Consider the following 24986-nt stretch of genomic DNA (forward strand, 5'->3'; position numbering starts at 1 on the left):
GGCGCCGATGACAACCGTGAAGCTGGCCCACGAGCTGCTCTCCGACATGGTCCGGGTGCGGCGCATGGAGGAAAAATGCGCGGAGCTCTACAGCGCGGCCAAGATTCGCGGCTTCCTGCACCTCTACGTCGGCGAGGAGGCCGTGGCGGCCGGATCGCTGCGCGCGCTGGCCGACGACGACGCGGTGGTCGCGACGTACCGCGAGCACGCGCACGCGCTGCTGCGCGGCATCCCGATGACCTCGATCATGGCCGAGATGTTCGGCAAGCAGGAGGGCTGCTCGCGCGGCCGCGGCGGTTCCATGCACCTGTTCGACGCGGCGAAGCGGTTTTACGGGGGCAACGCGATCGTCGCCGGCGGGTTGCCGCTCGCGGTGGGCATCGCCCTGGCCGACGCCCAACTGCAGCAGAAGCGGGTGACCGCGTGCTATTTCGGCGACGGCGCGGTGGCCGAGGGCGCCTTCCACGAGTCGCTGAACATGGCGGCGCTGTGGAACCTGCCGGTGCTGTTCTGTTGCGAGAACAACCTTTACGCGATGGGCACCGCGCTGGACCGGGCCCAGTCGCAGACCGACCTCACCGTCAAGGCCGCGGCCTACCGGGTGCCCACGCGGGCCGTCGACGGCATGGACGTCGAAGCGTGCCACGCGGCCGCGCAAGAGGGTGTCGACCACGTCCGCGACACCGGCGGGCCGTTCTTCATCGAATTCCGCACCTACCGGTTCCGGGCCCATTCGATGTTCGACCCCGAGCTGTATCGGGACAAGGACGAGGTGCAGCGGTGGCGCGAGCGCGACCCGATCCAGGCGTTCACCGAGAAGTGCCTGGGCGACGGCACGCTGTCGGACGCCGACGTGCGTGAGATCGAAGACGCGGCCGCCGCCGAGATCGAGGCGGCGGTGGCGTTCGCCGAGGCCGGAACGTGGGAGGACGTGGCGGATCTCGAGCGCGACGTGCTGACCCCGGGAGCGGAGGCGACGCGATGAAGACGACGAAGACCAGTTACCGGACCGCCGTGCACGACGCCCTGCGCGACGCCCTGCGCGACGACCCGCGGGTGGTGCTGATGGGTGAGGACGTCGGGCGGTACGGGGGCACCTACGCCGCGTCCAAGGGCCTGCTGGAAGACTTCGGCCCCGACCGCGTGCGGGACACACCGCTTTCGGAGTTGGGCTTCGTCGGCATCGGGATCGGCGCGGCGCTGAACGGCTTACGCCCGATCGTGGAAGTCATGACGGTCAACTTCAGCCTGCTGGCGCTCGACCAGATCGTCAATACCGCTGCCGCCCTGCGCCACATGTCCGGCGGACAGTTCTCCGTGCCGATCGTCGTCCGGATGGCGACGGGCGCCGGACGCCAGCTCGCCGCCCAGCACTCCCACAGCCTCGAGCCGTGGTACGCCCACATCCCGGGCATCAAGGTGCTGGCCCCGGCCACCGTCGAGGACGCCTACGGCATGCTCGGCCCGGCCCTGGCCGACCCGGACCCGGTGGTGATCTTCGAGCACGTCCAGCTGTACAACACCTCGACGGATGTCGGCGTTCTGGCCCCGACGGACATCTCGCGGGCGGCGGTCCGGCGCACCGGCGCCGACGTTTCCCTGATCACCTACGGCGGCAGCCTGCCCAAGACGCTGGACGCCGCCAACGAGCTCTCGCTCTCCGGGATCGACTGCGAGGTCATCGATTTGCGGGTGCTGCGCCCGCTCGACGACGACACCATCCTGGACTCCGTCCGCAAGACGCATCGGGCGGTGCTCATCGACGAGGCATGGCGCACCGGCAGCCTGGCCGCGGAAGTCACCGCGCGCGTGATGGAGGGCGCCTTCTACGACCTCGACGCGCCGGTGGCCCGGGTGTGCAGCGCCGAGGTGCCGATGCCCTACGCCAAGCACCTCGAAGAGGCCGCCCTGCCCCAGACCCCCAAGATCGTCGCCGCCGTGCAAGACCTGTTCGGGGAGCGGCCGTGATCGAATTCAAGATGCCCTCGCTCGGCTCCGACATGGATGAAGGCACCCTGAACGAGTGGCTGGTCAAGCCCGGGGACAAAATCACCCGCGGCCAGGTCGTGGCGATCGTCGAGACCACCAAGGCGGCGGTCGAAGTCGAATGCTGGCAGGAGGGCATCGTCGACGAGCTCGTCGTCCCCATCGGTGAAACCGTCCAGGTGGGAACGACATTGGCGACGCTCACGGCGCCCGGCGAGCAGGCGGAGAAGCGGCCCAAGCCCCGGCCGGCCTCGAAGGCGGCCACCGAGCCGGCGGCCGCGCCGGCGCCGCCCCGGCCGACGACCCCGCAGGCCCCCGGCGCTCCCCCGGCCACACCCGGCCGGCGCCGCTGGGTGTCCCCCGCCGCGCGGCGGTTGGCGACGTCGCTGGGCATCGACATCGACGGGGTGACGGGCACCGGCCCGCAGGGTGCGGTCACCATCAACGACGTCGAGCACGCCGCGAGCAGATTGGTGGCCAAGCCCGCCGCGCCCAAGCCCGCCGCCCAGCCGGGAACCAAGCCGACGGCGGCCGACCGCGCGCAGCAGATGCGAAAGTCGATCGCGGCGGCGATGAGCCGGTCCAAGCGCGAGATCCCGCACTACTACCTCGCCGAAGAGATCATGCTGCAGAAGTCGCTGTCATGGCTGACGACGCGGAACGCCCAACGATCCATCGACGAACGCGTCCTGCCGGCCGTCCTGCTGTTGAAGGCCGTCGGCCTCGCCGCGCAGCGGTTCGGTGAATTCAACGGATTTTGGCGCGAAGACGGGTTCGAGCCGGCGAACGGCGTTCACGTCGGCGTCGGGATCTCGCTGCGCGGCGGCGGGCTCGTCGCGCCGGCCATCCACGACGTGCCGGAGAAGAAGCTGGACGAATTGATGAACGACCTCACCGATCTGGTGGCGCGGGCGCGGTCGTTCTCGCTGCGCAGCTCGGAGATGTCGGACCCGACCATCACGGTCACCAACCTCGGCGACCAGGGCGTCGACGCGGTCTTCGGCGTCATCTACCCGCCGCAGGTCGCGATCGTCGGTTTCGGCCAGCCGGCCGAACGGGTCTGCGTCATCGACGGCGGGATCCGCGTCGTCACCACGGTCCAGGCCACGCTCGCCGCCGACCACCGCGCCAGTGACGGGCACCGGGGCGCGCTCTTCCTCGCCGCGATCAACGAGCTGCTCCAGCAGCCCGACCTCCTAGAAAAGTGATGCGCAATGACCAATGAAGACACTCGCGCCGTGGTGCTGTCGGTGCTGACGAGCATTGCCCCGGAAGTCGACCCCGACGACATCGCCGACGACGTGCTGCTGCGCGACCAGGTCGACCTCGATTCCATGGACTGGCTGAGCTTTTTGCGCGGGATACACAAGCGGCTGCACGTGGACATCCCCGAATCGGATTACGCGTCGCTGCGGACGCTGGCCGACGTGGTCAACTACGTGCAGACCAACGCGTCCACGGTATAAGCGGCGCGGGGCAAGGGGCGCACCGTTTTTCGGCCGCGCACTGAAACAGGGGGTTTTACCATGGCAGGGACGCCGGACAACGACGTGCTGAAAAAGGCGGTGCTGCTCGCTTGCCGCGCACCCTCGGTGCACAACAGTCAGCCCTGGCGCTGGGTGGCCGAGGGTGGCACCCTGCGCCTGTTCGTCGACCGGAACCGGGCGATACGGGCCACCGACCATTCCGGCCGGGAAGTGATCCTGTCCTGCGGCGCCGTCCTGAACCACCTGTGCATCGCGATGACCGCCGCGGGCTGGGATCCGAAAGTGGTGCGGTTTCCGGACCCCGGGGACCCCGACCAGCTGGCCTCGGTGACCTTCAGCACCTCAGAACACGTCACCGAGGCCCAGCACCGCCGCGCCGAGGCGATCCTGCAGCGCCGCACCGACCGGCTGCCGTTGGGCCGCCCCACCTACTGGGACCTGTTCGAACCGACGTTGCGCGACACCTTCGACGACGCCCAGGTCGCCCTGGACGTGCTGGCCGACGACGTGCGGCCCGTGTTGGTGGAGGCGTCACAACTCACCGAGGAGCTGCGCCGCGACGACTCCTACTATCACGCCGAACTCGATTGGTGGACTTCGTCTTTCGTGCTGGCCGAGGGGATGCCGCCGAGCGCGCTGGCCTCCGACAGGGAGAGCTGGCGGGTGGACGTGGCCCGCAGCTTCCCGGTCAGGAGCCACGCGGACCGGCGCGGCGAGGTCAAGGTCGACTGGGCGAAAATCCTTGTGCTGTCGACGCCCGACGACGCCAGGGCGGACGTGTTGCGGTGCGGCGAGGTGTTGTCGACGGTGTTGCTCGAATCCACGGTGGCCGGGATGGCGACCTGTCCGCTCACCCATCTGATCGAACTCGAGGAGAGCCGTGAGATCGTGCGCGAGCTGATCGGCCGGCGCGGCGAGCCGCAAGTGTTGGTGCGCGTGGGGATCGCCCCGCCGCTGGAACACCTGCCGGCGGCAACACCACGACGCCCGTTGGGCGATGTGCTGACGATCCGCTAGCGCGACGGTGCGGTCGAGTGGTCAGACAACGTTGGTCCTCGCGCGCCGGGACTTTCGGCCGACGCCGCGCGTGGTCCTCCGCAATACCATCGAGTGTGTAGTGCCGTCGACGAAGGGGATGACTGATGTCGCTGATCGATAATGGGGTTTCCATCCTGCCGGTGACCGAATGCTGGGACCTGCTGGCGGGCGTGACACTGGGGCGCCTGGTGACCAGCGTCGGCGGTCAGCCCGAGATCTTCCCGGTCAACTACGTCGTCCAGCGCCACACCGTCCTGTTTCGCACCGCGGAGGGCACCAAGTTGGTCAGCACGGCGATCAACAACCGGGTGCTGTTCGAGGTCGACGACCACAATGTCTCCGAGGGCTGGAGCGTGATCATCAAGGGCACCGCGCGCTCCCTTCGGTCCGACGAGGAACTCGAGGAGGCCGAACGCGCCCAGGTGCTGCCCTGGACGGCGGGCGCGGAGAAGTCGCACTACGTGCGGATCGTCCCGGAGACCGTCACGGGCCGGCGCTTCCGTTTCGGTTCACCGGTGGACTGACCGCTGCCAGCCCGCCCGCATGCGCCGCGGGCGCGGCACGAACTCCAGGGACAGCAACACCAGCAGCGCGGCCGGAATGTGGTGGGCGCACAACACCACGTAGCGCCGCTCGGACAACGCGTGGAACTTACGCAGGTAGCGGTAGAGGGACTCCAGCCGGATCAGTGGGTCCAGCAGGTGGATGAGCCAAAGCGCGGTCCGCTGCAGCGCCCCGGGCCGAGCGGCTTCGAAGATTTCGGGGAACGCCGCGAAGGCCAGCGAAAGGCGCTCCCCGCCAGTTCTTTCGGCGTGGGCGATCATGTCGACGGTGAGCCGCTCGTCGACGCCGTTGGGGGCGTCCGGGCGGCGGAACGGCACGTCTAGGCTGACTTCGGACCTCCCGCCGGCGGTCAGGTACCGGTGAAACGCGACCGCACGGCCGCTCCCGTCCCGCGCGATGGCCAACGCGACACCGGGAAAACGGCCCTGCAGCGCCCCGTCGAGGTTCATGCAGAAGCCGCGGTCGGTGCGCACCGCGCGGTGCGCGGCGTACAACACCTCGGTCAGCTCGGCCAGCGTTGTGCCGCCGAGTCGTTGTTCGTCGACGATCTCGGTGGTGACTCCGCAGTTGTGCGTGCGTTGCACGGCCTGGCGCAGGTTGCGAAAGCGGCGCCCGCGCAGGGAGAAGTGGCGGATGTCGACGACGACGTCGCGGCCGATCGGCACCGACAGCATCGGCTGGCCCACGGTGTCCCTGCGCCACAACCGAAGGTGGCGCTCGCCGGCGGCCAGCACGATGATCTGCCAGCCCCGGCCGCGACACATGCGGACGAAATCGGCCACCAGCTCGTCGAATTCCGTCGCATCTCCGATCGGGTCACCGCTGACCACGGCGAACCCGAGCCGCGTGCGGAAGGCGATCGCCGCGGTGCCGCCGGTGCTGAAGTGGTAGCTCTTGGACGAGTGCATGGCGAAGGGCGCCAACGGATCCCCTCGGGTGGCGTCGACCAGCGCCCACACCCGGCCCAGCAGCTCCGGCTGCGGTCTGGCCGTGGTGGGCGACATCAGGGCGAGCCCGCTGGAGGCGATCAGGACGTTGCCCAGCACCGCCCAGGACAGGAAATGGGCGCCCAACCCGGCGGTCACCGCGGCGGCCGCGTACATCGCGTGCGCGGCGGTCACCGGGCGGCCGAGGAAGATGCCGCGCGCGATCAGTGTGACGGCGCCCAGTAGCGCCACCGACCAGCCGAACCGGCCCGGGCCCACGCGTTCGTAGCCGAGATATTCGCGGGCGCCCAGCGCCGTCAACCAAACCAGGACGCCGAACAGCAGCAGCACGCTGACGACCCGCGCCGCCGGGACGTCGGCCCCGACCAGGACGCGTTCCCTGCCCCGCAGCACGCCGGCGCTCTTCGGCTTCAGAATGGCCCCTAGCGCACCACGAGCACCGAGCAGTCGGGGTGACGGAAGAGCGGATGCCCTTGCGGCCCGACCAATTTCGCCAGTTGACCGGCCTCGTCCGCGCCGATCACGGCGAGCTGGACTCTTTCGTCGTTCGCGCTCAGGTAACCGGCGACGGCTTGCTTGGTGGTGATCGGGTAGACCCGCACCTCGGGATAGCGCTGCTGCCATTGCGCTACCCGGCGCTCGAATGCGCCGTCGGCGTGTTCGGTGAGCTCCTCGGGCCGGCCACCGAGAACCAGCATGGGGGCCTTGCGCAGCTTCGCTTCCGCCGCGGCGCAATTCACGACGGCGTCATTGCCGGGTGTGTCCGTCATCCGGACCACGATCCAGTCGATGTCCGGGGGCGGGCGGTCCGAGCCGGTCCGCACGACCGCGACCGGGCAGCGCGCCTTTTCGACGAGCTCCGTCGCCGTCGAGCCGACGATGGAGCGGGCGTAGCGGCCGATGCCGACGCATCCGACGCAGATCATCGCGGCATCCGGGGACGTCTCCAACAGCACCGCACCGGCGGGGCCGCGCGGCATGGCCGTTTCGACCGTGACGGCCTTACCGGTGGCCTCGACCGCGGATCGCGCCTCGAGGAGCGACTTCTCGGCGTGCGCGACGTCGCGCTCGTAGTCTTCCGGCGACTCGTGCGCGGGCTTGACGACGGAGATGAGACGCAGCGGCACGCCGCGAGAGATCGCCTCGTCGACACCCCACAGCGCGGCCGCGACGGCCGCCGACGAACCGTCGATTCCCACCAGGATTGGTTTCATCGTCGGGCCTTTCGCTGTCGAAATCGGGCAGGAGTGTCAACGTGTTTCGACGGACGACCGGATCGGCGCCACCGGGGCGAACCGCTCCGCCCGGCGCTTGGTCGCCAGCAACAACGCCCGGGTCCCGAGCGCCACCAACGGCCTGGCCAGTTCCATCACGAGGACCTCGCCCGGGTAGCGCAGGGCGATCCGGGCGCGGGCCAGGAGCCGGACGCGGTCCTCCCAGTGTGGCTGCAGGTGAAAAGACAAGACGACGTTCCAGCGCGGCTCGGCCCGGATGGCGTTGAGGACGACGTACTTTTCGGGCGCCAGCTCGGCGACCCGCAACGTCAAGCCGTCGGGGAACCCCGGCCAGCCCCCGGGAGCCAGCCGGATCGCATCGCCGACCCGAAGCGGCTCGTTGCCGTTCTCGCCGATCGGAATTTGCAGTCCCCCGTCGCCGTAGCGCTCCGCCCGATCCTGGCCCAGCTGCAGGAGCCAAGACCAGACCGTCGCCGCGGTCGCGTCGATGTCGACCGCCTCGGTCGTCTGAACCGCCGGATCGCTCACCAGGGCGTCGCCCGGGACTCGCATCTGCGACTCGGCCTTGGTGGCGCCCCAGTTGCGGTAGTACCTGCGCGCGCCGTACAGGACGGTGAGCAGGACGGCGGTCTGGGCGAGCCGCCTCGTCGTGTTGGCCATGGCGCCAGTCTGCGCGGACCGTCCCGCCGTCCACAGGGTCCTTGGTCCTTGGCGAGCGCGCCGATGTGCCCTGCGCGCCGCGGGCGGGCGCGCTATCCGGCCGGGGTGATCAAGCCGTAATGCCCGTCGTAGCGGTGGTATAGAACGCTGGCGCAGCCATAGTCGGCGTGGATGAAGAACAGGAACGGCAGGCCGAGCAGGGCCAGCCGGTCGGCGGCGCCCGCTTCGGTGAGACACGGCAGCGATTGCCGGCTGACCGTCACGGGTAGCGTGTGCGGACCCACCCGGTCGGCGAGCTCCGGCGCCGCCAGCGCCAGGCGGTGACCGGTCGGCCCCGCGCGGTAGAGCACACTGGCGACGCCGGCGCCCTCCTCCGTGAACAGGTGAAAGTCGTAGTCGAGCAGGTCCATTTCGCGGGCGGCGTCGTCGAGGGTGCAGGGCGCCATCGTGAACGACTTACGCCGGATGACGCGGCGCTGGTCCGCCGGGCGGGGGAAGTAGTGCGGCCGCCGCGCCGGCTGCGACTCGTGCCGCCATTCGCCGGGCCGCGCCGGTGCCTCGCCGCGGCGCGCCTCCCGGGGTTCGGCGGCGCGTTCGAGGCCGCGGCGCAGCCGCGCCGCGAGCAGGTCGACCGCTTCGCGGGCCGTGTCGGCCTGGACCTGGGCGCGGACGGGCCGGCCGTCGACGTCGAGGTTGGCCTGCGCGACGACGGGGCGCCGCACCGCCGGATCGCGATGCCTGGTCAGCCGGACGCGGGCGTGCAGCACCGGCCGGCCGGCGTGCCGGGTGATCTCACCGATCTTGGCGCGCGCGTACTCAGCCGCCGCGGGCAGATCCTCCCGCGGCGTGACCTGGACGTCGATCCGCTGTGCCGATGTAGCTCTGTGCCCCATAGGTCAGTGCTACGTCACCGAACCGGTTGCGGGACAGGGCCAAAGGTCATCGGGCTTCCTGCAGCTGGCGAGCCGGTTCGGTCCGCTTCAGCCGCACTGCCGGTTTCTCGATGGCGAACCAACTTGCCGCGGCGAGCGGCACAGTGGCCGCGGTCGCCACGGCCGCGAAGATCAGCGGATTGAGGTGCCGCAGCCCGCAGATGACGAGAAGCTGCTGCGTCGGCCACGCGTAGATGTACACGCCGTACGACAGGTCGTTGTGCAGATGGAGTCTGTGCAACAGGATGCCGGACACGATGACGCCGTAGGCCAGCGGCAGCGCACCGACGATCCGGTAGTCGGGCAGCAGCAGGCCGGAAATCGCAACGACCGCGAAGCTCGCCGCGACCCAGGTCCATCGGGCGGGTATCGCATCGCGAAATTGGTAGAGCACGGCACCGGCGGCGAACATGATCGTAAAGCGTGCGACGCATTGCGGGATGGTCCACGACAACGGGTCCGTCATGGGCCCCAACAGCAGCGCCGCCACCACGCCGATGATCAAGAGAGCCAACGATGTCCACCGATTTCGTGCCAGGCCGGCGACACCGATGACGAGCACCGCCAGGTAGCACATCACCTCGTAGATCAGGGTCCACAACGACGCGTTCCACACGCCGGGATGCGGGACCCCTCGCGGGGTGTCCCCCACGTCGAGTTTGAGTTGCGCGATGGCGCCGTTGAACAGGACGAACTTCAGCGGTCCGCTGGAGCGCAGCAGGCCCATCGCGGAACCACCCTGAAGCGCGAGACCGATTGGCGCGAAGACGAAAGCGGTGACGATCAAACAGGTGTAGAAGCCCGGCAGGATGCGCAGCGCCCGGGCCCGCAGATATCGTCGCGGTTCCGGTCGGTTCAGCCAACTGGCGGCAACCAGGAAGCCGGACACCGCGAAAAACCCGTCCACGCCCACCGAAAACACGAGCCGCTCGACGGCGGGCGACGAAATACGGTGGCCGGTCACCGGAAACGAGTGCCAGAAAATCACCTCGACGGCCAGTACGAGCCGCCACAGGTTGAGGGCATTACCGCGCCGGTCGAAACTCTCTCCGATCACGCATGCCTCCCTCCGGGGTTCTCGCGCTTTCTCCCGCCGCCGCGGGTTCAGCGCAGCGCCGCCGCTCGCGCCAGCGTCTCCTCGGGATGGCCCGGGGCCCTGGACGCGTCCGTCTCGCGCGCCAAGAAGGCGGTGAGCTCTCCGATCGCCGTCATCAGCGGGGCGGGGAAGACGATCGTGGTGTTCTTCTCCACTCCAAGTTCGATCAGGGTCTGCAGGTTGCGCAGCTGCAGGGCCAGCGGGTGCCTCATCATGGTGTCCGACGCGTCGCCGAGCGCCGCGGCGGCACGCGCCTCTCCCTCTGCCGCAATGATCTTGGCCCGCTTCTCCCGCTCGGCCTCGGCCTCGCGCGCCATGGCGCGTTTCATGCTGTCCGGGAGCTGGATGTCCTTGAGCTCCACCAAGGTGACTTCCACGCCCCACTCCACCGTGGTGGCGTCGAGGATCTGGCGGATGCTGCCGTTGATCTTCTCGGTTTGGGCAAGCACCTCGTCGAGGGAATGCTGCCCGACGACGTTGCGCAGGGTGGTTTGTGCGATCTGGTCGATGGCGGCGTTGACGTTTTCGATGACGACGACGGCCTTGCGGGCATCGACGACCCGGAAGTAGGCGACGGCGGCGATGTCGACGCTCACGTTGTCCCGGGTGATGATGCCCTGGGACTGGATGGGCATGGTCACGATGCGCATCGAAATCCGCCACAGGCGGTCGATGACCGGAATGATGATCCGCAACCCCGGCTCCCGGACGCCGATCACGCGGCCGAGGCGGAAATGCACCCCACGCTGGTATTGCTGGACCACCCTGATCGACGCCAGGGCCAGCAACACCGCGACGATGACCCCCGAAACGGTCAGGAGTGCGGCCATTTGGTTCATGACAACCACCTCGATCGGCGTCGGCAACGCTCGCCGCGCACAGCACGACTTGCTGCTGACGCTAGAACCGCGACGGTTGGGCGGGCAGCGGCCGAAAGTCCCCACCCCCGCGACCGAAGGACCCTTACTCTGCGTTACGACGCCGCCGGGGAGCCCGCGGCGCGCTTGCGCACCCGGGCGGCGAACGCGGCGGCCCGATCCAGGTCGTGAACGTTGGGCCGCCCCCGGTTGATGCCGCCGACGAATCCGAACGGGCCAACGGTGTCCAACCCCCGGCACGAGAACGACCCGATCACCTCGAAGCCCTTGTCCTCGAGCTTGTCCCGGAGCGGCCGGTGATACCCCAGCAGCGGGATCTCGCGTGCACCGCTGGTGAAGAACGTGAACGCCGCGGTGTGGTGGTCGGCGGCCGGAAGTTGCCGAATGAGTTTCCGCAGCCTCGCGTCCGCCATCATGTAGTAGATGCCCGAACCGAAACCGATGAGGTCGTAGTCGCGAACGATCTCCGGACCGACCGACTCGGGCGTCACGACCTCGGCATCCAGCACCTCGGCCATTCGATCGGCTACCAGGCGGGTGTTGCCGTGTGACCTCGACGCGCACACGATGAGCGACCTCATGGCCCAACTCCTTCTCAGCGCGGACAGCTCCATGCTGCGCGGGAACCCGCGGCCCGATAAGGGCGCAAAGGCACGGCGGTTGGGGGCCTTGGTCACTTCCGCCGATCACCCGGCGGCGCCGGAGACGACGGGCGAACGGAGGTCCCTCGGGGTCGGGACTTCGGTCCCTACCGACTTGCGTCGCGAACAGCTCAAATGAGGTTGTGACTCTGAGGGCTCCCGCGGCGGAGCGAAACGACGTGGCATCCGTTGCCGGTGCCGGTGCCGGTGCCGAAGTGATCTTCCTCGAGCTCCATCCGGCGTGGATATCGGCGCGCCGGCATGCGGCGGAACTCGTCGAGGCGATGGCCCGCCATCCGTCCTCGGCGGCCCCACCACGCTTCGCCCAGCCCCGGACCGGGCGGTCCCGGCCGTGACCGGACTGTCGGCGGGCGCGGCGGCCCGCAGGTTGGCGGCGGTGGCGGCGGCAGCCCTCGCGGCCTGGACCGGCGCGCCGGGCATGGCGGCCGCCGATGACGGGCGTCCGCAAGCCAAGCCCGAGGAAAGGGCGGCGGCCCTGATCCGCCCGTCCATCATGTACCTCGCCGGGGAAGGTTACGGCCTGGTCCGGCTGCCCTCCGGAGAGGTCCTGTCGCAATTCGGGCGGGGCTCGAGCATGCCCTTCCTGGCCACCTGGAATTGCACGGCGTTCGTGGTCAACCCCGACGGCTGGGTGGCGACCGCGGGCCACTGCGTCGACCCGGCGAGCGCCACGGTCCTCATCCTCAAGCGGGCCGCCGAGGAATATCGCAGCGAGTACCCGGATGCGCCCGAATCGAGCGATTCCGCAACCACTTTGGAGTGGCTGCAGAAGAACGCCCGGGTGGAGGGCGACGCGCCGGGCCAGGGTCCGCACGTGAGCGTCGCCCTGATGTCCGGTTCGGGAACCAAACTCACCGACAAAGTGGTCGCCAACGTCGTCGATTTCCGGCCCCTGGGCAAGGGTGACGCGGCCCTGCTCAAAGTCGCCAAGCACAACCTTCCGTCGTCCGAACTCGATACCGACGCCGACGTCACCATCGGTACGCCCGTCCTGGCGGTGGGCTTCCCGGAGAGCACCCAGAACATCACCGGCGCTTCGTTGGACCCCACCTACAAGAGCGGCACGGTCAGCAAGAAGTCGGTCGCCGGAACGAACCCCGCGTACGAGGTCGACGCCGCGATGACGGACGGCATGAGCGGAGGCCCGACGATCGACCTCAACGGCAAGGTGATCGGCCTGAACAGCTTCGCGCCCGTCGGCGAGACGCAGCCGTTCAATTTCGTCGCGCCCGCCGACGGCGTGGCCGCGATGTTGGCCAGCAAGGGCGTCAAGCCGATGCTGGGGCCCGCCGACCGGATCTACCGCAAAGGGCTGACCGACTTCTACGCGGGTCGCTACACCGACGCGATCGACGAGTTCGACCAGACCCTGGCCATGTCCCCCGGCTACCCCGGCCTGGACGACCTCAAGACGCTCGCGGTGAATCTGCGCGAGCAGTATGGCGATTCGTCGTCACTGAGCGGCACGAACCTGTTGTGGTACATCGTCGTCAGCGTGGCGTCGGTGCTGGGCCTGGGCGCGGCCCTGACGTTCCTGGGGCTGCGGATGCAGCGTCCCGGACACCCGGCACCCGAGGCGCAACCGCTTCGCCTGATGCCCAGGCACGAGGCGGCGGCCGAGGAACCACACTTCTGCGCCCATTGCGGGGCCGAGCATCATCCGGCCGAACAATTCTGCCCCAACTGCGGCAAGCACATCGAGCTTCCGGCGCCGGCCCGGGGGACCGGGCTGATATCTTGACCGACGGCGGATCGCGATGAGCGCGGGCCTATCGACCCGATTGGCGACCCGGTTCGACGACGCGGTGAACCGCACTCGAGACGCCTTGGCGCAGAACGGTTTCAGCGTGCTCACCGAAGTCGACGTCCGAGCGGAACTGCAGGCCCGGCTCGGCGTGGAGATGGAGGACTATCTGATCCTCGGTGCGTGCAACCCGGCCCTGGCGCATCGGGCGATCAGCCTCGATCGAGAGATCGGCCTGCTGCTGCCGTGCAATGTGCTGGTGCGCGCCGACCCGGGTGAACCGGGGACGGTGATCGTCGACGCGATGGACCCCGGCATCCTGATCGAGGTCACCGGCGAGGCGTCCCTGATCACCGTCGCCGCCGAGGTCACCGAGAGTCTGCGTGCGGCGATCGCTGCGCTGACCGGAAGCGATTGATCTCGGCGGCGACCATCCCGACCAACACCGGAACGGCCCGTTCGACCCGCGGGGTCAGTCCCGCCCCCGGCCCGGTGTCTTCCGTTTCGACGGCGAAGACCACGCCCGCGCCGGGTAGCCGTCCGAGCTCGCGGGCCAGCGCATGGGTGCGGCCGATGTCGATGCTGTGCGAGCTCAATCCGTCGCCGTCGGTGGGCAGCTCGTCCAGGCGGTACCGATGGATCCGGCCGGGAGTCGCCGGGGTGACGGTCGCCGCGTCGATGATCACGGCCAGCCCGGCGCCGGTCCACGCCTCGAGAACACCTATCGGTTCCGCGATGCCGGTCGTCACAACGACGTTGGGCCACGCCAGCTCCGCCAACGCGTCGGCGGCGGCGACACCGACGCCGTCGTCGCGGCGAAGGCAGTTGCCGAGCCCGATCACGGCGACCCCGCCGATCATCGCCGCACCGTCAGTTTCAGGAAGTGCGCCGAGCAGGAGATGCACGGGTCGTAGCTGCGGATCAGCTGTTCGCACAGCCCGGTCAGCGCGGCATCGTCGAGCGCGAGATTGTCCGACACCAGGTTGGCCAGGTCGGCTTCGATGGCCCCCTGGTTCTGCGACGTCGGCGGAACGATCGTCGCGTCGGACACCAGCCCGTGCTCGTCGATGCGGTACCGGTGATACAGCAGGCCGCGCGGCGCCTCGCTGACCCCGTGCCCCACGCCGGCGCGGGCGGGGACCGGGACGAACGGGCGGGAGGGGCGCTGGTATTCGCCGATGATGCGCAGCGCCTCTTCGATCGCGTATACCACCTCAACGGCACGAACGACGATGCTGCGAAACGGATTTCGGCACTCACCGGACAGGCCGGCGCGGGCTGTCGCTTCGGCGGCGATCGGCGAGAGCGCCGCGGCATTCAACGAGAACCGGGCCAGCGGGCCGGTCAGATGGCGACCACCGTCGAGCGTCGCGTGCAGGGCGGTGGAGTGTGGCAGCTGCGACTCGGCGACGTGATCGGTGAAATCGGCCACCGGAAAGGCCGCGCCGGCGCTGCGCCCGATCGTGCCGTTCTCGATCGGGTATACACCCGGCGCGGTGAGGGCCAGGAACTCGTGCTCGAGTTCGAGGTCGGGGAACTCGAAACCCGACACCCACTCGACCGTCGCCACCGCCTCGTCCAGCGCGCGGCGCAACTGCTCCTCGATCGGCTTGAACTCGGATCGTGTCGGGACGGAATAGAACCCGCCCAGCCGGACATTGACGGGGTGGATGGCCCGGCCGCCGACGAACTCCATCAGCCGGTTGCCCGCCTTCTTCAACGACAGGCCCCGCTCCACCACCTCGCGGTGGTCGCGCGCCATGCCGACGATGTCGGGGTAGCCCAGGAAATCCGGCGCGTGCAGCAGATAGATGTGCAGGGCGTGACTGTTGATCCATTCGCCGCAGTACAACAACCGCCGCAGCGCGACGAGTTCCTCGTCGACCCGGACCCCGCAGGCGTCCTCGATCGCGTTGCACGCGCTGACCTGATAGGCGACCGGGCAGATGCCGCAGACGCGCGCCGTCAGGTCGGGCGGCTCGGTGTGGGCGCGCCCGCGCAGGAAAGCCTCGAAGAATCGCGGCGGCTCGTAGATGTTGAGCTGCACACTCTGCAGTGCCCCGTCCCGCAGCGTGACGTGCAGTGCGCCTTCGCCTTCCACCCGGGTCAGCGCGCCGACGCTGAGCGTGCGCTCGGACGAATTCACCGCTTGCCCCGTTCGGCGGCGAACGTGGCGACGTTGAACGTGGCGAACACCCGCTCGACGTCGCCGTCGGACATCCCGTCGCGGCGCAGCAACGGGATGAGCGTCGCGGTCCGCGGCGCCGCCGACGGGCCGAAACAGCCGTAGCACCCGCGGTGGTGGCTGGGGCACAACGCCCCGCAGCCGGCGTGCGTCACCGGCCCCAGGCACGGAATCCCCTCGGCGACAACGACACACGCCACCCCACGGAGCTTGCATTCGGTGCACACCGTCTTGGCCGGCAGCCGCGGCTTGCGTCCGATCAGCAGGGCGGCCAGGGTGTCGAGCAGCTGGCCCCGGTCGATCGGGCAGCCCGGCAATTGGTAATCCACCTTGACGTGCGCCGAGGCCGGCGTCGACGTCGCCAGCGTGTCGATGTATTCCGGCTTGGCGTAGACGATGGAGGCGAACTCGGTGACGTCGGCGAAGTTACGCAGCGCCTGCACGCCCCCGGCCGTGGCGCACGCCCCGATGGTGACCAGCACCGTCGATTGCTGCCTGATCTCGTGGATGCGCCGCTCATCGTGGCGAGTCGTGATCGAACCCTCGACCAGCGAGACGTCGTACGGGCCGTCGACGATCGCGCTGGACGCCTCGGCGAAGTTGGCGATCTGCACCTGGTCGGCGAGGGTGAGCAGCTCGTCCTCGCAGTCCAGCAGCGTCAGTTGGCAACCGTCGCAGGAGGCGAACTTCCACACGGCCAGGGTGGGTCTACTCATCACAGCTCCTTCACCCGCAGCAGCGGGCCGGCGACGTCGTAGCCGACCACCGGGCCGTCGCGGCACAACAGCAAGGGCCCCAGCTGACAGTGCCCGCACATCGCGACCCCGCACTGCATGTTCCGCTCCAGCGACACTCGGATGTCCTGCGCGGCAATGCCTTTGGCAAGCAAGGCCTCGGCACCAAACCTGAGCATCGGCTCGGGGCCGCACAGGAAGGCGGTGGTCCGCTCGGGATCCGGCGTGAGCCGCCCCAGCGGCTCCGTGACCAGGCCCACCTCGCCGGCCCAGCCGGGGGTCTTCGCGTCGACGATCATGTGCAGTTCGATCTGCGGTTCGTGCGACCACTTTTCGAGCTGCGCGGCGAAGACGAAGTCGGCCTGCGACCGGGCGCCCACGACGAGCGTCACCTTGCCGTAGCGGGCACGCTGGGCCAGGGCTCCGAGTATCGCCGGGCGCAACGGGCACAGGCCCACGCCGCCGGCGACCATCACCAAATCCCGCCCCGCGGCTTCCGCCAGCCCCCAGGTCGTGCCGAAGGGGCCGCGCACGCCGATGACCGAACCGGGCTGGGCGTCGTGCAGGGCGCGGCTCACCGCGCCGACCGCGCGCACCGTGTGCGTGATCGAGCCGTCGGTGACGGTGGGATCGCCGCTGATGGAGATGGCGGCCTCCCCCACGCCGAACGCGTAGAGCATCATGAACTCTCCCGGTTGCGGCGCGCGCAGCACCTCGCCGAGCGGTTCCAGGCACAGGGTCGCCGAGTCGGGGCTTTCCACCACGCGGCTGCGCACCCGGTACGGGTTGGGCGCCATCACCGAGGCGCCCGGCGTGTCAGTCATCGCGCGCCATCTTGTTCATTTCCTCGGTGATGTCGATTCCCGTGGGGCACCAGGCGATACACCGCCCGCAGCCGACGCAGCCCGACATGTCGAACTGGTCGTGCCAGGTGCCGAGCTTGTGGGTCAGCCAATGCCGGTACCGCGAGGCACCGGACTGGCGGACGCTGCCGCCGCCGTGGATGTAGGTGAAATCGGGCTCGAAGCACGACGCCCAGTGCTGCCAGCGTTCCGCGTGGTCGCCGGTCAGGTCGCTGACGTCTTCGGTGCTGGTGCAGAAGCAGGTTGGACACACCATCGTGCAGTTGCCGCACGTCAGGCACCGGCCGGCGACCTCCTCCCACTGCGGCGACTCGCGCGAACGAAACAGCAAGTCACGCAGGTCCATGTCCGGCATCTGGCGACCCATCCGATGCGACGCATCCTGCACCGCGGCGCGCGCGGAACCGATCTCCGCGTCGTCGGCGGCGCGGTGCGGAACGGCCGCGAGCACGTCGGCGCCCTCTTGGGTGCCCACGTCGACCACGTAGGTCACGCTGTCGGCGTCGAGTCGCTCGGTCAGCGCCAGGTCGTACCCCGGACCGGCGGCGGGGCCGGTGCCCATCGAGGCGCAGAAGCACAGCCCGCCGGGCTCCGTGCAATTGACCGCCACCACGAAGATCTGCCGGTGCCGGCGCACGAAGGAGGTGTCGGGGAACTGGCCGCGGCCGAGCACCCGGTCCAGCGTCGCGATCGCGGCCAAGTCGCACCCGCGCACCCCGAGGAAGGCGTACCGGGGGGCCGGCTCGTCCGCCTCGGCGTCGCCGAAACCGTCCCGGGTGCCGGACCACACCCGGCGCCGCGGCGGGTGCAGGAACTGCTTCCATGACTGCGGCCCGGCCGAGTGCCCGAACACCGCGTCGTCATCGCGGCGGCGCACCCGATAGTGGCCGGGGGCGACGTCGACGCCCCACCCCCGCGGCAGGTCCGCGGCCGACTGAAGTTCGTCGAGGACGATCGCGCTGTCCCGCAGCGTCGGACCGATGACGCGGTATCCGCGCTCGATGAGCACCTCGACGAGGCGGTGTAATCCGGCGGTGCCGAACCGGGCGGCACCGGGGCTTCCGCCGTCTCCGCTCATCGACACATCATCCGCCGGTTCGACTGTGCTGTATAGGGGTTGGGCCGCGGGGTCACCGGTCACGAGGCCTCCGCGAGGAACTCGATGTCGCGTTCCCACAGCGCGTCACGGTTCCGGTCCAGCTGCGACCGGACGAGCGCGACGACCGCCGCCATCGCCATCGCCACCCCCAGCGCCGCCACCACCGCCACCCCGACCGCCTCGCCGGCGGCGAGCCACGTCGGGGTGGGCGGCACCACCGGGTTGCCGGCGGCGTCCACCCAGATTTCGACGGTTCCGCCCACCTTGGCGTGTTCGGCGGTCTCCAATGTTCCGCCCCGTTCGCCGCGCGGTCCCGGCCACTTCGCCTGCACCACAGTCACGCCCAAGTCCTCGGGCCGCGCGTCGACGACGGTGGCCATCAACCGGTGCCGTTGGTGCGCCTCTTGCGTGTACGCGCGTTCGCGCGCGCCGTAGGTGACCGCGCCGACGATGCCGGCGACGGGAACGGCGAGCAGCGACACGGCGACCGCGACCAGCACGACCAAGGCTTCGATGCGGTCTGCGCGACGGAGCAACGGGTTACGGCCGAATACGCGGGCGACCCGCCAGCAGCGCGGGTCCCAGATGAAGGTCTCCATGATGTCCTTTGCGCCGCAACCGTTTCAGGATTTCACCGTCTCAGTGGGCGACCTGGTGCTCGCGGTCGCCCATCCACTCCACGAAGTCGGCGAGGTCACGCCGCGGCGTCGCCGGCAACGGGTCCGCGTTGATCGGCGCCCAGCCGACGCGCAACAGCATCTGCGGATAGTTGCTGTCGCCGAAGATGTCGGCCTGGACCGCCGCGCGCGTTCCCGGCGTCTCCAGCGGCTCGGTGACCGGGCAACTGACCAGGCCCAGTGAGGTCGCGGTGAGGAGCACCACGCTGGTGGCCTCACCGGCACGAAGCTGGGCCAGGCGGTCGTCGTTGCGGGTGCCCAGCGCCAGGACGACCGCGTTGTCGTCGGCCGATGACGAGTCCGGCGGCATCGGCAGCACCGGGCCGGCGAAGTGCCGACCCGGAATCTTGGCCGTCGGATCGGGGGCGGGCGTGTTGCGCGCGGGAACGCCGGCCACCGACGCGTAGCGGCCGCTCCACGCCGTCAGCTCGGCGAGGTAGTCCTGGTTCAAGTGGTCCCGCACGGATTTGGCCACGATCTTGCGCAGGTTGTCGAGGTCTTCCACCTGGCACAGCGTGACCCCGCTGCGGGCGGCCCGGACCGCCATCAGGGCGACATCGCCCACGGGCACCGGCCAGGAGCTGTAGTAGCGCCGGTCGGTTCGCCGCCGCGGTATGGCCGCGGCCAGCGCGATGTCGACCGAATCGGCGCGGTGCGGCGAGAGTTCGATGGCCGCCAGGTGGCTGGGGTCGGCGGGGTTCGGCAGTCGGGTCACCTTGGAAAGCCACCCAACCGCCGCCAGCGCGACGACGCAGTGATGCAGGGCCGCACCGCAACTCAACATCAGATCCCGGCCGTCCGGGTCGATGTGGGGCAGTTGCCGGCTGTCGTCGGAGTAGAGGTGCAGGCTCGCCGCACCCACCCGCCACCGCCAGGGCTGGCTGTTGTGCACCGAAGGCGCCCGCGATGCCAAACTCAGGACCGTTCGGACGGTGCCGGCATCCGGAAAGCGGGTGTTCATGGCGGTCGTTCCCTTCGGTGTTGCGTCGTCTTGTCCACGATTGCGGATTGCGCACTGCCCCACGAGAGCACGACGGCTCTAGCCCGAGGGACTTTGGGCCAATCGCGCAGCTAAGCGGCCACCGCGATGACCACGTCGACGGAGAGCTGATCGCCGATGGCGTAGGCCGCCGACCAGTCGCCGACGCACGCCGCCCGCGCCAGCTCGTCGACCAGGGGGCTGTGGGCGCCCAGCTCCGCCAGCCACGCCGAGACGATGGGTGCGATCTCGTGGCCGGGCACCCGGACGGTGCGCCCGCCGTGCAGCCGATCGGTGACGCGGTACATCGTCGCGGCCGGCACGGCTCGCAGGTGGTGGCGTCGTGTGGCGAACCTCATCACGGCCTCCTCGATCGAGCGTGACCTCCATCCGACCACCCTGACGACCCGGACCACAGGGCCGAACGCAACGGGCGGCGAGTGCTTCAGTCGTGCTTTGGGGGATGCGGAGGTCCCGACGCGGGAGGGCCATTGGTCACCTGGCTCCGCGACGCCAGCACGCCCGCGGCCGAGGTGGCGGCGATGGTCAGCAGGGCGCCGAACATCAACGCGGACGCCTCGCCCGCGACCAGGAGGTGCTCCTCGGTGCCGATGGTGGCCGCGGCGACCGGCACCCCGAGCTGCGCGGCCGACAGCACCGCCAGGGAGATCGGCTGGCCGAGCAGCCTGCCGGCGCAATGCGCCAGCACCGCCCCGAAACCGAGTCCCACGCCCAACAGGATGAGTTTCGGGTGCGCGCCCAGTTCGCGCACCTGCAGTGAAGCGCCCAGCCAGACGAAGAACAGCGGGCTGAAAAACCCTTCGGTGATCCCGAACAGCTGGCGCGCCAGCCGGCGCGGTTCGCCGACCATGCCGACCACCAGACCCACCGCGAAGCCCGCCAGCATGACGGACACGTGCGTGCTGACGGCGAGCGCCGCCAGGGCGAACAGCACGATGAGGTTGGTCCGCAACTCCAGCGCGAACCGGTGATTCTCCGAGTACACGTGCATGCGACGCCGCCAGCTCTTGGCGTCGGATTGGCGCAGCACCACGAACAGCACCACCGCGCACCCCGCCACCGCCAGCGCGCCGAGTGCGGCGCTGGGTGCGCGCTGCAGGTCAATCACCAACGGCAGCAAGACGATAGAGGCGGCGTCGGCGACCGCGATCTGCGCGGTGACGGCGATCACCTGCGGCCCGCGCAATCGCAGCGAATCCATCACCGGCAGCGCCAGCGCTGCCGACGACGAGGCCATCAATACCGCGTACATCGCCGCGTGGCCGGTCCCGAAGGCCGCCGCCAGGCCCACGCCGAGGGCCGCCGCGACGACGCCTGCCAGCGCCGCACGCGCCAGTGCCTGCGGCAGCGACGACCGCAGCGCGCCGGCCCCGACGGGGACGTGGGTGCCCACGACGAACATGACCAGCGCGAAGCCGACGTTGGCGAGCAGCTGGAACGTCGGGTTCGTGACGTCGACGACGTTGAATCCGGTCCGACCGACGACGAGGCCCGCCATGAGCTCACCGATGATCACCGGTATCCGCAGGCCCGGCAGTGCGGCCAGCAGCGGACCGGCCAACCCGATGGCGGTCAGCAGCGCCAGGGTGTGAAACCCGAACCCCGACACGTCAGCGGTCCCTGCGCGGCGGCACGAAGACATTCTGCATTCTTGGCCGCGCAGTTCTAGGGATTGATCGTGTTATCCCCGACTTGGCGGCCCCAGACGTACTCGATCGCGTACGGCGATCCGGTGTCCAGGTGGTTGTACGGCGCGATGCTGTTCCCGGTGTCCATCACCAATTCCGGTGCGGGCCACAGGTGACGGGTGATCTGCTGCCAGCAACCCGGAGCGCCGCCCGGGCCGCCGTGGGCGTTCACCCGCGGCAGGTTCTCCGGGTAGGTGTACGGGTTCGGCGCGCCGCCGACGACCCCGGCCAGGCCCCCGACCAGGCTGGCGATGGTGGCCACCGCGGACACCGGGTTGGCCAGTAGGCCCAGCCCCGACAGCGCTTCGGTGTTCATGTTCAACGAGTAACCGTTGAAACCGCCTTCGGAGGCACCGGTGAGGGGCGCCACGTCGTGGTAGTTGCGCAGCGTGCAATAGATCGCGGGGCTGTAGGTGTCCAGCAGCTGGGCCGATGCCACCAGGTCATGGGCGCCGCGCGCCAGGTACGGGCCGCCCTTGTTGAAGACGTCGGCGCCGGTGTTGCCGAACCCGGCCGCCGCCAACAACGCCTGGTCCAAATCCTTCTGCTGGGCGTTGATGGTGCGCGACGTGATCACCGCGTTGTTCAGGAAGTCCAGCAGGTCGGGCGCCGCGTTGGCGTAGGTGTCGCCCAGCCCGGCCAGCAGCTGGATGTCGCGCCGCGCCTGCGGCATCTGCGGGTTGACGTCGTCGAGGATCGCGTTGGCATTGACCACCGACTGGCCGAACTTGTCACCCAACCCGGTCAGCGCCTGGGCGGCCGCGCTCAGCGTCAGGTTCAGCTTGACCGGATCCACCTTCTCGTTGATGGACACGATCGTCTGGAACAGCGTGTTGATCTCGGTGGTCACCGACCGCGCGTCGATCACGGTGTGCGGGTCGATCCGTTGCGGCGACGGGTTCTTCGGTGTCGTCAGCGACACGTACTTGCCGCCGAACACCGTGGTCGCCTTGATGTCGGCGTTCACGTTGGACGGGATCAGCGACAGATACCGCGGATACACCTCGAGGGTGAACTTCGCCGCGGGCTTGCCGTCGCGCACGGTCTCCGAGATGTTGCCCACCCGGCCGATCTCCACGCCGTTGTAGGTGACCTTCGAACCCGGATCCATCACCAGCCCGGCCCGCGACGCCAGCATCGTCAGGTTCGTCTTCGCGGTGAAGCCGCCGCGGAACTGGACGTAGACCATGATGAACACGATGGCCAAGGTCACCAGCACGGCGACGGCGACCCATCGGTACGGCGGGAGGCGCTGGGAGTTGATCTGCACCGGCGAAGACGTCGTCACCAGTGCCCCACCCCTCTGCGACTCTCTTCCCGGCCCTGCACACATATTCAATAACGAAGTCCACTGGAATGTACCTTGGCGGCCACCGCTCGTGCGAACCGGCGTTCGCAGATTCAATGGCCGCGCCGTGCGTTAGCGTCGTCGGGGTGACCCTCAAAGACATTCCCCTGACCACCCTCGACGGCCACCCGACCACGCTGGCCGAACTGTCCGGCGGCGCAACGCTAGTCGTCAACGTGGCCTCCAGATGCGGGCTCACGCCGCAATACACGGCGCTGGAAAAGCTGGCTAAGGACTACGGTGACCGCGGGCTGACCGTCGTCGGCGTCCCCTGCAACCAGTTCATGGGCCAGGAACCCGGCACGGCCGAGGAGATCCGGGAGTTCTGCTCGACGACGTACGGGGTGACGTTCCCGCTGCTGGCGAAGACCGACGTGAACGGCGACGGCCGCCACCCGCTGTACACCGAGCTGACCAAGGCGGCCGATTCCGCCGGCGAGGCCGGCGACATCCAGTGGAACTTCGAGAAGTTCTTGCTGTCACCCGGCGGTGAGGTGGTGCGGCGGTTCCGGCCCCGCACCGAGCCGGATGCTCCCGAGGTGATCAGCGCCATCGAGGCCGTGCTGCCCCGATAGGCATCAAACGGCCCGGTGGTGCCGGGGCCCGAGTGGCCGAAAGTCCTCCGGCGCGGAGTCCATCGCCCCTTCTTCGCTTCACGCGCGACGGAGTTGACTGAAAGTCGTGCGTGGCGTCATGTCGGCCCGCACCAAAGAGCAGTCCGACCTGCCGGTCGCATTCGTCCTCGAGGAGGCATCCGTGGCGACGAAAACCAAGGTGACAGCGCTCGATCACGCAATCGATTCCGCGCACACGTGGGTCAACGATGTGGCCAAGGAGTTCGACACCGAGGATCGCGAGTTCGCCTACCGAGTCCTGAGGGCCTGGCTACACACCCTCCGCGATCGGCTCACCGTCGAGGCGAGCGCCCATTTCGCCGCCCAGCTTCCCGACCTGATCCGCGGCGTCTTCTATCAGGCATGGAATCCCAACACCGTCCCGGACAAGTACGACGCCAAGGCCTACGCCGTCCGGTTCGCACGGGAGGCGAACATCGCACTCGACGAAGTCGACCGAGCCGCCTCGGCCACCACCGCGGCCGTCTTGCATCATCTGCCCGTCGCGTTGATCGACAAGGCGCTGGGTCAGCTCCCCATGGACATTCGCAAGGTTCTGCAACCCCGGCACTGACCGATGCGCGTCTGAATCGCTTAACGATCGAGGCAGGGGAACGAAATGTCCGAACGCGAAACACATCGTGGCATTTTGGTCGGCGTCGACCGATCAGCGTCGTCGATGGCGGCGGTCGCCTGGGCGGCTCGCGATGCGGCGATACGCAATGTTCCGCTGACACTCATGCACGTCATCGCACCGGTCGTGCCGGCGGTGGCGCCGTGGCCGGCGATCCCGATTCCCGAAGGCTATTTCGAGCGGCAGGACGAGAAGGCGCGGCAAATCCTCGAAGACGCGCGCAAGGTGGTCGCCGACAGCACCGCCGACCATGGCCCGCCGTTCGTGTACAGCGTGGTGGTACGTGGCCCGACCGTTTCCACGCTCGTCAATGAGTCCAAACTCGCGGACATGATGGTCGTGGGGTACCGGGGCGAGGGCGCGTTCAGCCGGGTCCCGTTCGGCTCGGCCAGCACCGGACTGGTGAACTACGCGCATTGCCCGGTCGCCGTCGTCCATGATGAGGCGCCGCCGCGCCCGCAGGCACCGGTGCTGGTGGGAATCGACGGTTCGGCCGCGTCAAAACTGGCGGCGGAGATCGCCTTTGACGAGGCCTCCCGCCGGGGCGTGGAGTTGGTGGCACTGCATGCGTGGTCTGACGTCAGCGTGTCGGAAGTGCCGGGTCTGGATCTCGAGATGATGGAAGTGCAGGCACGACAGTCGCTCGCCGAGTGGCTCGCCGGATTCCGGGAGCGCTGCCCCGATGTCGAAGTGCGGCCCGTGGTGGTGTGCGATGAGCCGGCTCGTCAACTCATCGAGCGCGCGGAGTCCGCACAACTCGTCGTCGTCGGCAGTTGTGGTCGCGGCGGTTTCGCCGGCATGCTCCTGGGCTCAGTGAGCACCGCCGTCGCGCATGCGGCGCAATCGGTGGTGATCGTCGCCCGCGAGTCGTAGCGGCGGACGCCTGAGTGTGAGTACGGCGGCGGCGCTGCGCGC

General features: G+C 69.3%; 29 protein-coding genes. 12 read left to right on the forward strand and 17 right to left on the reverse strand.

The genetic code is table 11. The features are described 5' to 3' along the window. Nucleotides 1-7 precede the first annotated feature (7 nt). The 6 genes from pdhA (at nt 8) to BST44_RS09640 (ending at nt 5035) form a co-directional block, all read left to right on the forward strand. Nucleotides 8-985: a pyruvate dehydrogenase (acetyl-transferring) E1 component subunit alpha gene (gene pdhA, locus BST44_RS09615; RefSeq protein WP_083176890.1), complete on the forward strand. Its 978-nt coding sequence runs from the start codon at nt 8-10 to the stop codon at nt 983-985. Continuing rightward, complete coding sequence (locus BST44_RS09620) at nt 982-1968, forward strand: alpha-ketoacid dehydrogenase subunit beta (protein ID WP_083176891.1); 987 nt, start codon at nt 982-984, stop codon at nt 1966-1968. Before pdhA ends, BST44_RS09620 begins: the two co-directional genes overlap by 4 nt. Next, nucleotides 1965-3194: a dihydrolipoamide acetyltransferase family protein gene (locus BST44_RS09625; RefSeq protein WP_083176892.1), complete on the forward strand. Its 1230-nt coding sequence runs from the start codon at nt 1965-1967 to the stop codon at nt 3192-3194. The genes BST44_RS09620 and BST44_RS09625 overlap by 4 nt, the downstream gene beginning before the upstream one ends. 6 nt (nt 3195-3200) lie before the next feature. Then, nucleotides 3201-3452 (forward strand): acyl carrier protein, encoded by a 252-nt coding sequence (locus tag BST44_RS09630; protein ID WP_083176893.1) that lies wholly within the window; start codon nt 3201-3203, stop codon nt 3450-3452. Between the two features lie 60 nt (nt 3453-3512). Continuing rightward, a complete protein-coding gene (locus tag BST44_RS09635) occupies nt 3513-4490 on the forward strand; it encodes an Acg family FMN-binding oxidoreductase (RefSeq protein ID WP_083176894.1) in 978 nt (325 codons plus the stop codon). A gap of 125 nt (nt 4491-4615) precedes the next feature. Then, the gene (locus tag BST44_RS09640; RefSeq protein ID WP_083176895.1) at nt 4616-5035 is read left to right on the forward strand and encodes a pyridoxamine 5'-phosphate oxidase family protein; all 420 of its coding nucleotides are present in this window, start codon (nt 4616-4618) and stop codon (nt 5033-5035) included. Here BST44_RS09640 and BST44_RS09645 read toward each other — a convergent pair. The 7 genes from BST44_RS09645 to BST44_RS09675 all read right to left on the reverse strand — a co-directional run bounded on the left by BST44_RS09645 (nt 5021) and on the right by BST44_RS09675 (nt 11404). Continuing rightward, nucleotides 5021-6415: a bifunctional lysylphosphatidylglycerol flippase/synthetase MprF gene (locus BST44_RS09645; RefSeq protein ID WP_244184765.1), complete on the reverse strand. Its 1395-nt coding sequence runs from the start codon at nt 6413-6415 to the stop codon at nt 5021-5023. The two genes, BST44_RS09640 and BST44_RS09645, sit on opposite strands and share 15 nt — an antisense overlap. Before the next feature lie 29 nt (nt 6416-6444). Further along, a complete protein-coding gene (locus BST44_RS09650; protein ID WP_083176896.1) occupies nt 6445-7236 on the reverse strand; it encodes a universal stress protein in 792 nt (263 codons plus the stop codon). Between the two features lie 36 nt (nt 7237-7272). Then, nucleotides 7273-7917, reverse strand: a complete 645-nt coding sequence (locus BST44_RS09655; protein WP_083176897.1) for a hypothetical protein — start codon at nt 7915-7917, stop codon at nt 7273-7275. A 92-nt stretch (nt 7918-8009) separates the two neighbouring features. Next, a complete protein-coding gene (locus BST44_RS09660; RefSeq protein WP_083176898.1) occupies nt 8010-8810 on the reverse strand; it encodes a ribosome hibernation promotion factor in 801 nt (266 codons plus the stop codon). Nucleotides 8811-8856: 46 nt separating this feature from the next. Beyond that, entirely contained in the window at nt 8857-9906 is a 1050-nt protein-coding gene (locus BST44_RS09665) for an acyltransferase family protein (protein WP_083176899.1), read from the reverse strand. A 47-nt stretch (nt 9907-9953) separates the two neighbouring features. After that, a complete protein-coding gene (locus BST44_RS09670; protein ID WP_142274440.1) occupies nt 9954-10775 on the reverse strand; it encodes a slipin family protein in 822 nt (273 codons plus the stop codon). Nucleotides 10776-10918: 143 nt separating this feature from the next. Next, nucleotides 10919-11404 (reverse strand): flavodoxin family protein, encoded by a 486-nt coding sequence (locus tag BST44_RS09675; protein WP_167380177.1) that lies wholly within the window; start codon nt 11402-11404, stop codon nt 10919-10921. A gap of 239 nt (nt 11405-11643) precedes the next feature. On the opposite strand from BST44_RS09675, the gene BST44_RS30070 reads away from it, so the two are divergent. Genes BST44_RS30070 through BST44_RS09685 form a run of 3 tightly spaced genes read left to right on the forward strand, consistent with a single transcriptional unit; the run spans nt 11644 to nt 13647 of the window. Further along, entirely contained in the window at nt 11644-11820 is a 177-nt protein-coding gene (locus tag BST44_RS30070; RefSeq protein WP_158086647.1) for a hypothetical protein, read from the forward strand. Then, complete coding sequence (locus BST44_RS09680) at nt 11817-13226, forward strand: trypsin-like peptidase domain-containing protein (protein ID WP_244184766.1); 1410 nt, start codon at nt 11817-11819, stop codon at nt 13224-13226. The genes BST44_RS30070 and BST44_RS09680 overlap by 4 nt, the downstream gene beginning before the upstream one ends. A gap of 16 nt (nt 13227-13242) precedes the next feature. Further along, nucleotides 13243-13647 carry a DUF302 domain-containing protein gene (locus BST44_RS09685; RefSeq protein ID WP_083176901.1) on the forward strand — a complete coding sequence of 135 codons (405 nt, stop codon included), beginning with the start codon at nt 13243-13245 and terminating at the stop codon, nt 13645-13647. Here BST44_RS09685 and BST44_RS09690 read toward each other — a convergent pair. The 10 genes from BST44_RS09690 to BST44_RS09735 form a co-directional block, all read right to left on the reverse strand. Beyond that, nucleotides 13598-14089 (reverse strand): hydrogenase maturation protease, encoded by a 492-nt coding sequence (locus BST44_RS09690; protein ID WP_083176902.1) that lies wholly within the window; start codon nt 14087-14089, stop codon nt 13598-13600. The two genes, BST44_RS09685 and BST44_RS09690, sit on opposite strands and share 50 nt — an antisense overlap. Beyond that, nucleotides 14086-15375, reverse strand: coding sequence for a Ni/Fe hydrogenase subunit alpha (locus BST44_RS09695; protein ID WP_083176903.1), 1290 nt, complete (start codon nt 15373-15375; stop codon nt 14086-14088). Before BST44_RS09695 ends, BST44_RS09690 begins: the two co-directional genes overlap by 4 nt. Further along, complete coding sequence (locus tag BST44_RS09700; RefSeq protein WP_083176904.1) at nt 15372-16130, reverse strand: NADH-quinone oxidoreductase subunit B family protein; 759 nt, start codon at nt 16128-16130, stop codon at nt 15372-15374. The genes BST44_RS09695 and BST44_RS09700 overlap by 4 nt, the downstream gene beginning before the upstream one ends. Beyond that, nucleotides 16130-16972 carry an FAD/NAD(P)-binding protein gene (locus tag BST44_RS09705; RefSeq protein ID WP_167380178.1) on the reverse strand — a complete coding sequence of 281 codons (843 nt, stop codon included), beginning with the start codon at nt 16970-16972 and terminating at the stop codon, nt 16130-16132. The genes BST44_RS09700 and BST44_RS09705 overlap by 1 nt, the downstream gene beginning before the upstream one ends. After that, a complete protein-coding gene (locus BST44_RS09710) occupies nt 16965-18089 on the reverse strand; it encodes a 4Fe-4S dicluster domain-containing protein (RefSeq protein WP_083176905.1) in 1125 nt (374 codons plus the stop codon). Before BST44_RS09710 ends, BST44_RS09705 begins: the two co-directional genes overlap by 8 nt. A 59-nt stretch (nt 18090-18148) precedes the next feature. Further along, nucleotides 18149-18709, reverse strand: coding sequence for an Rv1733c family protein (locus BST44_RS29490; RefSeq protein WP_142274436.1), 561 nt, complete (start codon nt 18707-18709; stop codon nt 18149-18151). A 40-nt stretch (nt 18710-18749) separates the two neighbouring features. Continuing rightward, nucleotides 18750-19748 (reverse strand): Acg family FMN-binding oxidoreductase, encoded by a 999-nt coding sequence (locus BST44_RS09720; protein ID WP_083176906.1) that lies wholly within the window; start codon nt 19746-19748, stop codon nt 18750-18752. 110 nt (nt 19749-19858) lie between these two features. Further along, nucleotides 19859-20125: an Rv2628 protein family gene (locus tag BST44_RS09725; protein WP_083176980.1), complete on the reverse strand. Its 267-nt coding sequence runs from the start codon at nt 20123-20125 to the stop codon at nt 19859-19861. An 86-nt stretch (nt 20126-20211) separates the two neighbouring features. Next, on the reverse strand, nt 20212-21396 hold the full coding sequence (locus BST44_RS09730; protein WP_244184767.1) for a cation:proton antiporter: 1185 nt from the start codon (nt 21394-21396) through the stop codon (nt 20212-20214). 56 nt (nt 21397-21452) lie between these two features. Continuing rightward, a complete protein-coding gene (locus tag BST44_RS09735; protein ID WP_244184771.1) occupies nt 21453-22745 on the reverse strand; it encodes an MCE family protein in 1293 nt (430 codons plus the stop codon). Nucleotides 22746-22909: 164 nt separating this feature from the next. Between BST44_RS09735 and BST44_RS09740 the strand changes: the two genes are divergently transcribed. From BST44_RS09740 to BST44_RS09750, 3 genes are all read left to right on the forward strand, one after another. Further along, a complete protein-coding gene (locus BST44_RS09740) occupies nt 22910-23398 on the forward strand; it encodes a glutathione peroxidase (protein WP_083176981.1) in 489 nt (162 codons plus the stop codon). 106 nt (nt 23399-23504) lie between these two features. After that, complete coding sequence (locus tag BST44_RS09745; protein WP_244184768.1) at nt 23505-24011, forward strand: DUF2267 domain-containing protein; 507 nt, start codon at nt 23505-23507, stop codon at nt 24009-24011. 45 nt (nt 24012-24056) lie between these two features. Then, nucleotides 24057-24944 carry a universal stress protein gene (locus tag BST44_RS09750; RefSeq protein WP_083176909.1) on the forward strand — a complete coding sequence of 296 codons (888 nt, stop codon included), beginning with the start codon at nt 24057-24059 and terminating at the stop codon, nt 24942-24944. The last annotated feature ends 42 nt before the right edge of the window (nt 24945-24986 follow it).

Source organism: Mycobacterium scrofulaceum (genome assembly GCF_002086735.1).
In the GTDB taxonomy this organism is placed as follows: Bacteria; Actinomycetota; Actinomycetes; order Mycobacteriales; family Mycobacteriaceae; genus Mycobacterium; species Mycobacterium scrofulaceum.

Excerpts from the sequence above, each read along its gene's own strand:
- BST44_RS09750 (WP_083176909.1), top strand. The coding sequence starts at position 24,057 with ATGTCCGAACGCGAAACACATCGTGGCATTTTGGTCGGCGTCGACCGA.
- pdhA (WP_083176890.1), top strand. The coding sequence starts at position 8 with ATGACAACCGTGAAGCTGGCCCACGAGCTGCTCTCCGACATGGTCCGG.
- BST44_RS09620 (WP_083176891.1), top strand. The coding sequence starts at position 982 with ATGAAGACGACGAAGACCAGTTACCGGACCGCCGTGCACGACGCCCTG.
- BST44_RS09725 (WP_083176980.1), bottom strand. The coding sequence starts at position 20,125 with ATGAGGTTCGCCACACGACGCCACCACCTGCGAGCCGTGCCGGCCGCG.
- BST44_RS09650 (WP_083176896.1), bottom strand. The coding sequence starts at position 7,236 with ATGAAACCAATCCTGGTGGGAATCGACGGTTCGTCGGCGGCCGTCGCG.
- BST44_RS09675 (WP_167380177.1), bottom strand. The coding sequence starts at position 11,404 with ATGAGGTCGCTCATCGTGTGCGCGTCGAGGTCACACGGCAACACCCGC.
- BST44_RS09635 (WP_083176894.1), top strand. The coding sequence starts at position 3,513 with ATGGCAGGGACGCCGGACAACGACGTGCTGAAAAAGGCGGTGCTGCTC.
- BST44_RS09655 (WP_083176897.1), bottom strand. The coding sequence starts at position 7,917 with ATGGCCAACACGACGAGGCGGCTCGCCCAGACCGCCGTCCTGCTCACC.
- BST44_RS09690 (WP_083176902.1), bottom strand. The coding sequence starts at position 14,089 with ATGATCGGCGGGGTCGCCGTGATCGGGCTCGGCAACTGCCTTCGCCGC.
- BST44_RS09705 (WP_167380178.1), bottom strand. The coding sequence starts at position 16,972 with ATGACTGACACGCCGGGCGCCTCGGTGATGGCGCCCAACCCGTACCGG.
- BST44_RS09640 (WP_083176895.1), top strand. The coding sequence starts at position 4,616 with ATGTCGCTGATCGATAATGGGGTTTCCATCCTGCCGGTGACCGAATGC.
- BST44_RS09660 (WP_083176898.1), bottom strand. The coding sequence starts at position 8,810 with ATGGGGCACAGAGCTACATCGGCACAGCGGATCGACGTCCAGGTCACG.
- BST44_RS09670 (WP_142274440.1), bottom strand. The coding sequence starts at position 10,775 with ATGGCCGCACTCCTGACCGTTTCGGGGGTCATCGTCGCGGTGTTGCTG.
- BST44_RS09685 (WP_083176901.1), top strand. The coding sequence starts at position 13,243 with ATGAGCGCGGGCCTATCGACCCGATTGGCGACCCGGTTCGACGACGCG.
- BST44_RS29490 (WP_142274436.1), bottom strand. The coding sequence starts at position 18,709 with ATGGAGACCTTCATCTGGGACCCGCGCTGCTGGCGGGTCGCCCGCGTA.
- BST44_RS09630 (WP_083176893.1), top strand. The coding sequence starts at position 3,201 with ATGACCAATGAAGACACTCGCGCCGTGGTGCTGTCGGTGCTGACGAGC.
- BST44_RS09700 (WP_083176904.1), bottom strand. The coding sequence starts at position 16,130 with ATGAGTAGACCCACCCTGGCCGTGTGGAAGTTCGCCTCCTGCGACGGT.
- BST44_RS09720 (WP_083176906.1), bottom strand. The coding sequence starts at position 19,748 with ATGAACACCCGCTTTCCGGATGCCGGCACCGTCCGAACGGTCCTGAGT.
- BST44_RS09710 (WP_083176905.1), bottom strand. The coding sequence starts at position 18,089 with ATGAGCGGAGACGGCGGAAGCCCCGGTGCCGCCCGGTTCGGCACCGCC.